This window comes from Marinomonas sp. 63XJN7_7_ISO-PGPR-S23-202, assembly GCF_056173505.1.
The window spans coordinates 1508364-1520893 of sequence record NZ_CM149677.1 but is presented as its reverse complement, the minus strand read 5'-3'; the positions used below and the strand labels follow the sequence as shown (position 1 = coordinate 1520893).

The 12530-nt window shown below is 43.9% G+C and carries 11 protein-coding genes; all 11 read right to left on the bottom strand.

Annotated features, from left to right (window positions below; translation table 11 throughout):
* Positions 1-49 precede the first annotated feature (49 nt).
* Complete coding sequence (locus AC0VYG_RS06955; RefSeq protein WP_475431591.1) at positions 50-571, bottom strand: DUF3916 domain-containing protein; 522 nt, start codon at positions 569-571, stop codon at positions 50-52.
* A 1569-nt stretch (positions 572-2140) separates the two neighbouring features.
* Positions 2141-2581 carry a GNAT family N-acetyltransferase gene (locus tag AC0VYG_RS06950; RefSeq protein WP_475431590.1) on the bottom strand — a complete coding sequence of 147 codons (441 nt, stop codon included), beginning with the start codon at positions 2579-2581 and terminating at the stop codon, positions 2141-2143.
* A gap of 134 nt (positions 2582-2715) precedes the next feature.
* On the bottom strand, positions 2716-3234 hold the full coding sequence (locus AC0VYG_RS06945) for a GNAT family N-acetyltransferase (protein ID WP_475431589.1): 519 nt from the start codon (positions 3232-3234) through the stop codon (positions 2716-2718).
* A gap of 88 nt (positions 3235-3322) precedes the next feature.
* A complete protein-coding gene (locus tag AC0VYG_RS06940) occupies positions 3323-3757 on the bottom strand; it encodes a DUF4274 domain-containing protein (RefSeq protein WP_067018397.1) in 435 nt (144 codons plus the stop codon).
* 55 nt (positions 3758-3812) lie between these two features.
* Positions 3813-4274 (bottom strand): FmdB family zinc ribbon protein, encoded by a 462-nt coding sequence (locus AC0VYG_RS06935; RefSeq protein WP_475431588.1) that lies wholly within the window; start codon positions 4272-4274, stop codon positions 3813-3815.
* A 277-nt stretch (positions 4275-4551) separates the two neighbouring features.
* Entirely contained in the window at positions 4552-4899 is a 348-nt protein-coding gene (locus AC0VYG_RS06930) for a MafI2 family immunity protein (RefSeq protein ID WP_475431587.1), read from the bottom strand.
* Between the two features lie 1239 nt (positions 4900-6138).
* Positions 6139-7803 (bottom strand): amino acid ABC transporter ATP-binding/permease protein, encoded by a 1665-nt coding sequence (locus AC0VYG_RS06925; protein WP_475431586.1) that lies wholly within the window; start codon positions 7801-7803, stop codon positions 6139-6141.
* Positions 7775-9550, bottom strand: a complete 1776-nt coding sequence (gene cydD, locus AC0VYG_RS06920; protein WP_475431585.1) for a thiol reductant ABC exporter subunit CydD — start codon at positions 9548-9550, stop codon at positions 7775-7777. The genes AC0VYG_RS06925 and cydD overlap by 29 nt, the downstream gene beginning before the upstream one ends.
* Positions 9551-9555: 5 nt before the next feature.
* Positions 9556-9666: a cytochrome bd-I oxidase subunit CydX gene (cydX, locus tag AC0VYG_RS06915; protein WP_475431584.1), complete on the bottom strand. Its 111-nt coding sequence runs from the start codon at positions 9664-9666 to the stop codon at positions 9556-9558.
* A 69-nt stretch (positions 9667-9735) separates the two neighbouring features.
* Positions 9736-10872 carry a cytochrome d ubiquinol oxidase subunit II gene (gene cydB, locus AC0VYG_RS06910; protein WP_475431583.1) on the bottom strand — a complete coding sequence of 379 codons (1137 nt, stop codon included), beginning with the start codon at positions 10870-10872 and terminating at the stop codon, positions 9736-9738.
* Position 10873: 1 nt separating this feature from the next.
* Positions 10874-12451: a cytochrome ubiquinol oxidase subunit I gene (locus tag AC0VYG_RS06905; RefSeq protein WP_475431582.1), complete on the bottom strand. Its 1578-nt coding sequence runs from the start codon at positions 12449-12451 to the stop codon at positions 10874-10876.
* Between the last annotated feature and the right edge of the window lie 79 nt (positions 12452-12530).

Sequence of the window (12530 nt, the reverse complement as noted above, 5' to 3'; positions counted from 1 at the left end):
GCAGCTTTGCTGGGTCCGGCGCCTGAAAGGCGCGTAGTTAATTGACTTTTTATAGGGCTCTTTCATAAATTGTATAGCGCTCTTCACTGCACTCTATTGGTTCCCCGCTTTCGTCTTCGTCACTCCACTTAACGATGTAACTAGCTTCGATAAACTCTTTTGGACAAGAAATATCATACTTCTTCAAGATTGATTGATCACCTAGCTCAGAAGGAATAAAACTATTCAGGTATTCTTTATCAAAGAATACAGTAACCTCGCTAGACCAAAGGTTAGGGTAGCAAAGTAAAACAGCTACCCATGACTCACCTTCCTCATTTTCAGGTCGGGAATTCTTTAAATTCTGCGCTGCTTGTAAGAGCTGTAAAATCGCTTCTTCTTTCCACTCGGACTTTGATTTAGGGCCTTCAATCAATCTGTCCAAAGTCCATATTTTGAAATTCTGATATCGACTTCTATTTCTTTCAGGATAAAACCCTTCAAAGCCCTTTGCCCATCTCTTCAAAGCTCTAAGGTGCCTTTCAGGGTTCCGAACTTTTTCATTGGGTCTACTGAAACTTAATCTTCGCATAGTTACTACTTTTCCCTATAACAACATTTTTAATAATCCGCATGCGCATTTACCCAATAAATCGGTGTGCGCGTTATTCTGGTCTTAGCCATTTAGATAATTTTAGCTAACACCATGATTTATATAAAATAATAGATCATAATGAGCGTTCAGGCTTCGGCTTAAACAAGCACACTTGTTTTGTCTAATAACCGTGCATCAGGAGGGGAGAAATATGTGGCTTTCGTCTTCCTAGACGCCATGTTTACACTCTAATCTATTTTCAAATAAGTGCCAATTAGAACATGTTGATATCTGCTTAAAATTGACCAGCGGCAAGCAAACCAGCGACTTCGACGCAACGAAGTTGCGCGACCCTATGGTGTTTCAGAGTCAGTTAAAAATGCCCTGTCCCCTATCCTCAAAACCAATCCATGCCTTACAGCCTAAAGCGTACCGAGAAAGTAAGCTGTATAAAATGTCGATCACACGCTTCTCGTTAAAAAAGCGAATTTTTGGTTACTTTTTGGGCGCTTGCAAAAAGTTACCCGCTCAGCAGAGCGGAATAAACGAGCAGCTCAAAGTCATTGAGTGGAAATAAATACACAGGAAGACCCAAAGAACAACCCCATCCTAGCCTTCCCCTTAAAAAAGGGGAAGGAACTTGGTGATTAGCTGTCCTCACCTTCTGTACTGACTAGCGGGGTCAAAGCCCTTTTCGTGAAAGCACATCAGAATAGTTAGCTTAGATAAGGTCGAAAAGGTGTTCGACCCCTAATCCAATGAGGTAACTATTGTTGGACTGAAGTCCAACCTACAAATCGTCTTCGACGCAACGCAGTTGCGCGACCCTATGGTGTTTCAGAGTCCGTGTCTGACAGGCCAGCTATCACCAAATAAACAATCTATGCCTTACTCTATAGAGCGTACTAATAAAGCACGATGTATAAAATATTGATCACACGCTTCTCGTTAAAAAAGCGAATTTTTGGTTACTTTTTGGGCGCTTGCAAAAAGTTACCCGCTCAGCAGAGCGGAATAAACGAGCAGCTCAAAGCCATTGAGTGGAAACAAATACACCGGAAGACCCAAAGAACAACCCCATCCTAACCTTCCCCTTAAAAAAGGGGAAGGAACCTGGATCCGACGCCTGCGCGGGAATGACGGTAAGCAAACCGTAGAAGCGACTTTGACGCAACGAAGTTGCGCGACCCTATGGTGTTTCAGAGTCAGTTAAAAATGCCCTGTCCCCTATCCTAAAAACCAATCCATGCCTTGATGAGGCTCTGCATTGACAACATGATGTCTCCATGAGGATACGAGGCGCTGCTCTTAAAAGCGAATTTTTGGTTACTTTTTGGGCGCTTGCAAAAAGTTACCCGCTCAGCAGAGCGGAATAAAGCTCATAAATACAAAGCAATTGAGAGGAAATAGAGTAACCTCATCCCTTCCGCGTAAAAACCCTTTTCGTGAAAGTACATCAGAATAGTTAGCTTGAATCAGGTCGAAAAGGTGTTCGACCCCATAGATCTCATTGTACCGTAAACACTAAAGCTGAATGGAACCGAAATACCCTTGTTATGTTTGGAGTTAAAGAGATAGGCACAGCTCTATTTCACGCCCTTCCACTAAGTTATCTGTTGATACAAAACCACAATTTTCGTAGAAACCTTGAGGGCTGTCTGATCCTACGACAACACTTGTATATAGAGCCGATATTCCGAATTCATTAACCAACGCTGATTTCAATAAATCGATAGCAAGACGACCATAACCCTTTGACTGTTGAGATTTATCGATCATGAACCGCCAAAGCTCAAATTTATCCAAAACGGTGTCTGCGTTTACTAAAACAAAGCCAATTGGATTATTGTCAGAATAGATACCTTTGAACCAAGGAAAGCTCATAAAGTTTGCTTCAGCCAATGAAATAGCATTGCTATCAACATGATTTAGCTGATGTTGAGCTACCTTTAACTGGCAAATCTCATAGAAGTTCGTTTTGTCTATACTTCTTAATTCGAGGCTCATACTACCAATTTCCTTCGAAAATAACGCCGTAACGCCGTGCTAAGCAGGCAAAACTGAGAGTGTAGCATAGCGACCACAATTGCGAAGCAATACGCTATTTGAAGCGTAGGTGAAGATTCGGCTTGAGAACCTTGTTAAACGTGAAGCCCAAATTTTAAAACAGTCCTCAATTCACCACTAATTTGAGGAGCCTTATAAAATTGATCTATTTCTCCAAAACACTGAAATCCACACACTTCCAGAACTCTCCTAGCACCTTCATTATCTCGATCCGGAAAACACAATATACTTTTGCATTTAAGTTCGTTGAAAATATATGAGACTGCACAACCAACTGCTAACGATGCTATACCCTGAAGTCTACATGTTTTACATATTCCAAAATGAAGTTCAACCGACTCATTAAAGCTTACAAGCGTAATTAACCCCAACGGTTTTCCCGTATTACTTTCCTGGATTATATGCACTGACTTCTCATAGCGCCTAAAACTATCTTCAGTAGACAGTTTTAGCAACATACATCTGGTTTCATCAATAGTTTGATGGACTTCCCTAGCTAGGAATCTCGAAGAATGGGCATCTCCTGTATAGTCTTCAAACAAAACTAACTCGTCACCCGGCTGATAGAATCTCAAAGATATTTTTTTCATCATAACTACTCACAAAAGAGTCTTACGCTGCTAATAGCGGCCGAGCGAAGCGAGGTCCAGCTCACGCAGTGCGCGACGCTGCTTGGCCTTGTTATATGCTTGCACCGATTACCTCCTGATAAAGAACTGAAGGTATACCGGCCTTATTATATTTGTGTAATGTAAGGCTATTTATATCTGGCTTAAAGCTAACTGGACCATTAGCATAAACACTGCTATTTAGCTTATCGGCAATCATTTCACAGAAATCGGCCCAGTCATTATTGTATACATTACGCTCAACTTCTTTTAGGTAATAGCTCATTCCTTCTGCTAGCCAAAAAAGAGTAAGGGCCGTACCCAAATCACAATACTCATTATTTGCAATCGCATTGGGCAACGCCATTCCATCATCCCAGTTGTATGCGATAGCGTATTGCTGAAGAAAGCATGGATTACTTGATCCCTTTGCAATAGAAATGATCTTTTCAATATCTTCTTCATATTGAATTTGATCTATCTGCTTTTTCTCAATGTCGCTAATCATGATTGCATATAACGCCTTGCTCTGGGGCAAACCGAAGCACTGCGTAGGTTTGTCCCTAGCAGCACTTTGTTATAAGCCGCTGCTCCAATTTTGTGATTGCCTTTAATATTGCTTCTCGATTCTTTGCTGCCTTTACCCATTTGGGGAGTCTCGTGAAGTATGACCACTTGGTGCCGCTTGCCACCCTATGCTGAGCCGCTGTGTATTCTTTTAGGTGCCTAAGATGCTCAGCACCATAAACCCAAACAGTGCCATGGCGTGTTAGTTCTTTTAGCGCCAACTCAAGACCAAAGAACGGCTCGATTGCATGATCAGATGGCTCCATGCGTGTAAATTCGAGGGAGACTTCGTTTTCTGAATTACATTGTGGACACTTTGTTTTTGCAGACTCTGACTTGATTTTTGAGGCATCTTCAAATTCTTTCTCTACCCGAACCCACTTGTGGCCACAAGAACGACAGGGACGTTTACCTATACCAAGAACTGGACCATGCCAACCATCACGCTCGGTTTTCATAGAGTGTGAACAGCTGTGGCATAGAAATGTTGCACGCCAATTCCTCCACATAGGATTGCCGTCGATTACACCTACATCACCACACTTTGGGCAGATTGCCTCAATAGAGGTTGCCCAATGCAATAGTGGATATCCTTCGTCTATATATCTCGTGCTCATACTTTCTTAAGGCTTATAACGCCCAGCTAAGCCGCTGGAACGGAGTTGATTGTTTTTTGCGAGCGTAGCGAAAAAGCACAAAACAATCAACGCAGTGGAGGTCGGCTTGAGCTGTTTGTTAAGTGCTGACTTTTCCATACTGCTTCGTCCATGAATTCCAATTATCTTCGTTACGCAAGTATACCAATAATGGAAGATGACCCATTTCTTTAGGATACGAAATTGATAGGTGTTCTTCACTGTAGCTACGGTGATTTTTAGAATAGTTAGCGAGTATATTCGTTAGTACAACACTCGCCACCTCTTTAGCTTCTTCCGAAGGCTCGCCATCGTATATAAACCGTGCCTTAAAATCTTCTCCATCCTCAGAAAGCTGAAAGGAAATCGCTCTGAAAGATGGTGCAACCTCTCCCAATAATGCAGCTTGAGCATATTGCATTAACTGAATTTCGTATTGAGTTTTCATAAGCACTTAACATTTTTAATAATACGCATGCGCGTTTACCCAATAAATCGGTGTGCGCGTTATTCTGGTCTTAGACATTTAGATAAATTTAGCTAACATCATGATTTATATAAAATAATAGATCATAATGAGCGTTCAGGCTTCGGCTTAAACAAGCATGCTTGTTTTCTCTAATAACCGTGCATCAGAAGGGGAGACATATGTGGCTTTCGTCTTCCTAGACGCCATGTTTACACTCTAATCTATTTTCAAATAAGTGCCAATTAGCACATGTTGATATTTGATTCTGCGCAGGGTCAAAGCCCTTTTCGTGAAAGCACATCAGAGTAGTTCGGTTTAATCAGGTCGAAAAGGTGTTCGACCCCTAATCCAATGAGGTAACTATTGTTGGACTGAAGTCCAACCTACAAATCATCTTCGACGCAACGAAGTTGCGCGACATTATGGTGTTTCAGAGTCAGTTAAAAATGCCCTGTCCCCTATCCTCAAAACCAATCTATGCCTTACAGTCTAAAGCGTACCGAGAAAAGTAAGTTGTATAAAATGTCGATCACACGCTTGGGCTGAAAGCCCGATAAAAGATCTTTTGCTTTCCCTTTCAAGATAAGTTTTGCAGCGTTGGGCAAAAGTTACCCGTTCAGCAGAGCGGAACTGAGCTCGCCAAAACCAAGCTAATCAGAAGAATACCATCAAATCGGTAACACCAAATAACCCCATCCTAGCCTTCCCCTTAAAAAAGGGGAAGGAACTTGGTGATTAGCTGCCCTCACCTTCTGTGCTGACTAGCGGTAGCTCAAAGCCTATACGGGGATGAAAGTAATTAGACTGAAAGAGCCGCTTCGACGCAACGAAGTTGCGCGACTCTATGGTGTTTCAGAGTCCATGTCTGACAAGCCAACCATCACCAAATAAACAATCCATGCCTTACACTATAGAGCGTACTAATAAAGCACGATGTATAAAATATTGATCACACGCTTGGGCTGAAAGCCCGATAAAAGATTTTTTGGTTACTTTTGTATCATTTGACAAAAGTTACCCGCTCAGCAGAGCGGAATAAACGAGCAGCTCAAAGTCATTGAGTGGAAACAAATACACTGGAAGACCCAAAGAACAACCCCATCCTAACCTTACCCCTTAAAAAAGAATAATTGGTGGACTAAAGTCCAACCTACGGGTCGTTTTTGATGCGATCTGTAGCGGTATGGCTTCCCCTAAAATTAGGGGAAGCCAATCTGATTAAACGTTAATAATAGTGGCTTTCTCAGAAAGCGGGCTATTGATATGACTGATAAATACCAATATCTCAGGACGGTAAATACGCTGCAATGAAGTACAAATACATTGGATACTCTCACTGTCTAAACCGTCAAACGGTTCGTCCAGCAACAATACTGGGGCATTACGCAGTAATAAACGCGCCAAGACCAAGCGTTTGCGTTGACCACCGGATAAGTCACGACCTTGTGCGCCTAATAGTGTATCCAAGCCTTTTGGTAGACTACGGGCCCAATCGCCTAATGCAACCGCGTCCAATACTTCCCATAACGACTCTTCAGTGGCATTTTCATCCCCTAATCGCAAGTTAGCCGCTAGTGTTTGCTGAAAGACATAAGGGGTTTGTGGCAAGTAGCTGATTTGTGCTTGGTAGTCTTGGTTGTCGTATAAATCTATCCGTTGATCGTTTACCAAAGCTCCCCCTTCGGCTAAACAGTCCCCTGCTAATGATGCCAAGAGAGTGGATTTACCACACCCACTGTTACCCCGTAACCAGATGGTTTCGTTCGTTGCGACTTTTAACGAAATCGGTTTATTCCCTAAACCAGATGATGCGTGGTATCCGCGCCAGTTGATCAACTCAAGAGATTTGACACGGGCAAGTGGCAGACCTAGCGCGATGTCTTCCTCAGAAGCATCGGTATGCAACTGATTCATACGACGTAAGCCCACTTGCGATTGCCCTTGAGCCACAAAGGATTGTGCCAAGGGCAATACTAATTCGTTGACGGCTAAGACAGACAAGACTAATGCCACCAGCCAAGCCCCATCCACACCAGAGACCAAAGAAAGCCCATTGGTTTGTGGCTGGTAACGCATAACAAGTAAGAAAAAGCTACACAGCAAGGCGATGGTCACACTGTAAGAAGCCAAGCGACCTAGACTGATCGCTTTTTGGATACGCAGCTCTGCCTGTTTCTGACGGGTATCTAATTCATTAAGGCGCTCGGCATATTGCTGCCAGTGGCCACGAATGGTCAGAGTAATCAACGCCGAGAATAAACTTACAAAGCGACTACGACGGTGTGTCCCTAAAATTTGCCCAACATGAACGGCACGGCTAGCAAAATGACCACACAGATACGGTACGACCAAAAGATGAATCACCGCCGCGATAATAATAGGCCATAACAAAGTAGTGGATATTAATGACGCCAGTATAAGGACTGATAAATACGCTAATGTGGCATATACCCAAGGCATTAATACCACCAAGGGCCAACGAATAATTTGGTCTAGGTCACTGACCAAACGCTGCAATAAGTCTCCACGACTTTGTTGATGCAAATTCGCTGAGTCTTTTGCGACACGTTGATCCCACACCCACAAGCGCAATGTTTTTAGCAAGCCTAATAAGTGATCGTGAGCAAACACTTGTTCGCCATAACGACCCGCAGTGCGCAAAATGGCCATCAAGCGGACCAGCGCCCCAGGTAGAAAGTAGTTAAACGCTTTGTAGGTTCCTAACACTCCGGCTAAACCCGCTGCTGACAGGAACCAACCGGATATACCTAGCAGTGCAACCCCGGCAAGGCTCGCGACCACGCCCAGAAACAGAGGGAGTGCAAATCCTCGTGGGTTTGCCCATAGAAGACGTTTAAGCGATAGCTTGGATTCGTTGCTCATGCAAGCCTCCGTGTGTCAAAGTCCAATGTCTATCAGCCCAAGCAATAGGATGGGTATCGTGACTGACAACCAATAATGTTTTGCCTTTTGAAGCAAGGTTTAAAGTATCCAACACGGCTGTAGCCGTCTCTTCGTCCAAACCGGAGCAAGGCTCATCAAGTAACCAAACATCCGCCTTCGATAATAAAGCACGGGCAATAGACAAGCGCTGCATTTGCCCACCCGATAAACCTGCACCGAGCTCGGTCAATTTCGTCTCTAGGCCATCGGGCAATGCTTCAATAAAGACATCACACTGGCTTTTTGCTAGTGCTGTTTGCAAAGCCTCGTCCGTTGGAGGATCAATCCCCAATAATAAATTCTGGCGAATTGAGCCATTCACCCACTCAGGAGTTTGCGGTAACCAAGCCAAGCGTGCACGCCATTGGGCCAGATCCACACTGGAAAATTCTTTGTCTTCAACAAAGCATTCTCCCTGATAACCTTCTTCAAAGCCCAACAAGAGGTGTAATAAGCTGGATTTCCCTACGCCAGATTCGCCACTTAACCAGATACGCTCACCGGCACCTATTTGGTTACTGATTGGCGCTAAACGAGAACGCCCGGCTTCTTGCCAGCTTAATTTATAAAAGGTCAACAAGGAGGCCGGATGGGTTTTGACCACAGATAAGTGAGAAGGGTTGCTAACCGTTTGAGTGTCTTCTTTGGTTTGCTCTTCTGAGCGTGACAAGGAGGTATTGAAAATATCTAATAAGGCGGTCGCCGCCGCTTCGGCTTTTTGTTTGGCGTGATAGTCATTGCCCAGCTGGCGCAATGGTAAATAAAATTCTGGTGCTAACAGCAAGATGAAAAAGGCCTGTGTCAAACTCACAGGGGAGACGCCTTTAGACCAAGGTAGCTGTTCCAACAAGCCAAGGCCCAAATATAAGGCAATCATCGCAATCGAAAGGGAAGCGAAAAGCTCTAATGTTGCGGTCGATAAAAAGGCCAAACGTAATACACCCATGGTGGTTTTTTGATAGGCGCTGGCACTGTCTGACAAGCGCTCTTTCGCTTGCCCTGTTCGTCCAAGCCGCTTTAGTTCAGCCAAGCCTTGGTTTAAATCCATAAATTGATTCGATAACATCGCCAACACGTTAAATTGTCGACGATTCGCTTGGGCAGCCTTGTGGCCCACAAGGATCATAAAGAATATGACCAATGGGGCGGTGACCATAAAAATAGCAAAGGCAATCCAAGACACTGGCAACATTGCCAGCAAAATAACGCAAGGAATCAGCGACACCATAAACAACTGAGGTTTATAGCGGCTGTAATAATCGTCTAGTGCGTCGACTTGTTCGTAAACACGCGTAGACAGTGCCGCATCTTCTTCAATTCTCAGGCGCGCAGGCCCAAGTTTGGTCAAATGCGATACCAGTTTTTCCCGTAGAGAATAGCGAATACTGCGGCTTGCACTGGCACTTAATCGTTCACGGCCAAAGCTGGCTAAGGCACGGATAAGCAAGGCAGACAACGCTATGCATAAAATCGATGCTGAGAAAGCCCCATGAATCACCATGTCGGAAAACACATTAGCAAGCGACCAAGCTTGCATAACCATCGCCACAGTGAACACAACCCCTAATAATTGAACGAGACGGTAACGCTTCGATTGTCGCCCAGCCCATTCATTCAAAAACATAAGTTCAGGGGTTTTAACTCGCCCTTGACGAGTCTTTTTTGGGGCTTTCTCTCGTTTAAACATAAGGCTTACTTTTGCTCCTCTTCGCCTTCGTAACCTTTAAACTCCAACCAAATCGCATTGATGACGCCGAATGAACAGGCAAGTAAAACGCCTAAAACCCAAGCAAAATACCACATAATGTTTCTCCTTTGTGAGGTGCAAAGAACCGCACCTCACGTATGATGAATTAGTCTTAATCTAAACTACTAGTAGAGAGAGTGTTTGTTCTTCTCAATGTGTTCTTTGCTTAAGCGGCCAAACATCACTAAATGGCTCCATAAGGTGTAACACAAAATGATAGGCACAAAGATACACGCCACAACAAACATAATTTCCAGAGTATATTTGCTAGAAGTCGCGTCCCACATAGTCAAACTCATACTTGGGAAAGTAGAAGAAGGCATTAAGAACGGGAACATAGAACCACCCGCTGTGAAAATAATACCCGCAATCCCTAATGAAGAGCCGAGGAAAGCCAAACCACCTTTTTTCATGCGACTTGCAAACGCAGCCACTAGCATACCCAATACGCCAATTACAGGAGCCAACATCAATAGAGGCACTTTACTGTAGTTAATCAACCATGCGCCTGTTTCCACTTTTGCTGTTTTCATTAAAGGAGTCAGTACGTCGTTACCATTAATGGCGCTAGTAAGCACATAACCTTTAATATCATACGCTAGCCAAATACCAGCCAATACAAAGAACACGGCCCCAAGTATTCCGGTAATAGTGGTCGCTTTACTCACTCGGCGAAGCAAATCGCCCTCTGTTTTCATGAGCAACCAAGAACCGCCTTGGGTCATAATCATCATCAAGCTGACCAAACCACATAAGATGGCAAAGGGGTTCAACAAGGCAAAGAAAGAACCTGTGTAATCAACACGTAGGTATTCATTAAACTGGAATGGCACACCTTGAAGCAAGTTACCGAATGCTACACCGAAAATAATCGGTGGCACAGTGGAACCAAAGCCGATACCAAGGTCCCAGTTTCTTCTCCAACGTGGTGTCTCGATTTTAGAGCGATAGTCGAAGCCGATGGGACGGAACCAAAGCGCCGCCAATGTCAGAATCATCGCGAAGTAAAATCCAGAGAAGGAGGTTGCGTATACCACAGGCCATGCAGCAAATAACGCACCGCCCGCAGTAATAAACCATACTTGGTTACCATCCCAGTGAGGGGCAATAGAGTTGATCATCACACGACGTTCACTGTCATCACGGGTAATGATGTTTAAAAGACTCCCTACCCCCATGTCATAGCCGTCGGCGATAGAGAAACCGATCAGCAATACGCCCATCAGTACCCACCAAATGATTTTTAATAGTTCGTAATCCATCTTACAACTCCTTAGCTTGTAACTGATCGGTTTCTTTCTCTAGTGCGTAACGACCGGTATGCAGACTAGAAGGACCTTTTTTGGAGAAACGAATCATCAAGAACATTTCTGCGATCAGGAAAGAGGTATACAAAGCGATGATTGCCGCAATCGAGATCCAAAGATCTGTCTCTGTCAAACCTGACGCAGCCAAATTAACCGGTAAAATCTCACCAATGGCCCAAGGTTGACGGCCATACTCAGCCACGAACCAACCTGTTTCACAGGCAATCCAAGGCAATGGCAAACAACACATTACAATTCGTAAGAACAAACGATTCTGACCGATACGACGACGTGCGTTTTGGTAGAAAGATACTGCAAAGACAATCAGCATAATAAAGCCACATGCCACCATGATGCGGAAAGCAAAGAAGATAGGTGCAACATTTGGAATACTGTAGTTCACCGCTTCATCAATTTGCTTAGAGGTCACGTGGTTCATGTCTTTAGTAAAGGCTTTCACTAATAGACCGTAACCAAGATCCCCTTTCACTTTGTCAAAGTTTTCTTTAACAAGTGGATCGGTAGAGCCGCTACGTAATTTCTCTAGTAACTGATTAGCGTAGATACCATTGATAATACGTTGACGGTTATGCGCTTTTAACTCCTTAATCCCCTCCACTTTACCAGTGAGAGAGCGGGTTGCGATAAGACCAAGCACATCAGGAATTTTGATCGCGTACTCTGTTTCACCTAGCTTCTGATTAGGAAAACCAATCAAGGTAAAGTCCGCTGGGGCTTTTTGAGTATCCCATTCGGCTTCAACCGCTGCTAATTTTACTTTTTGAACGTCACCTAATTCATAACCAGATTCGTCACCTAAGACAATGACACTTAATACAGATGCTAAGCCGAAAGCAGATGCAATGGCAAAAGAGCGACGAGCAAAGGCCAAGTCACGACCCTTAAGCATGTAGTAAGCCGAAATAACCAGTACAAACATGGCACCCGTACAGTAGCCAGCAGAGACGGTGTGGACAAATTTCACCTGGGCAACAGGGTTAAACAACAAGGCGCTGAAATCCACCAACTCCATACGCATGGTTTCGTAGTTAAACACAGAGCCGACTGGGTTTTGCATCCAACCATTCGCTATGAGAATCCATAACGCTGATAAGTTAGAACCTATAGCAACCAACCAGGTAACGGCCAAGTGTTTGCCTTTGCTTAAGCGATCCCAACCAAAGAAGAACAAACCAACCAACGTTGACTCTAAGAAGAAAGCCATCAGACCTTCGATCGCCAAAGGCGCACCGAAAATATCGCCCACATAATGCGAGTAATATGACCAGTTAGTACCAAACTGGAACTCCATAGTGAGACCGGTTGACACCCCAAGGGCGAAGTTTATGCCGAACAACTTACCCCAAAATTTCACCATGTCCTTGTACACTTGCTTTCCTGTGAGTACGTAAACGGACTCCATAATAGCAAGCAAGAAAGACATCCCTAATGTTAAAGGAACAAACAAAAAGTGGTACAAAGCAGTTAGAGCGAACTGGAACCGCGATAAGTCCACTACAGTTTCATTAATCATAATGACTTCAACCCATTCACTTGATTGAGAAAAAGGCGAATACCGGCACTTTATCCTTAGAATATGCTCTTATTGTGAT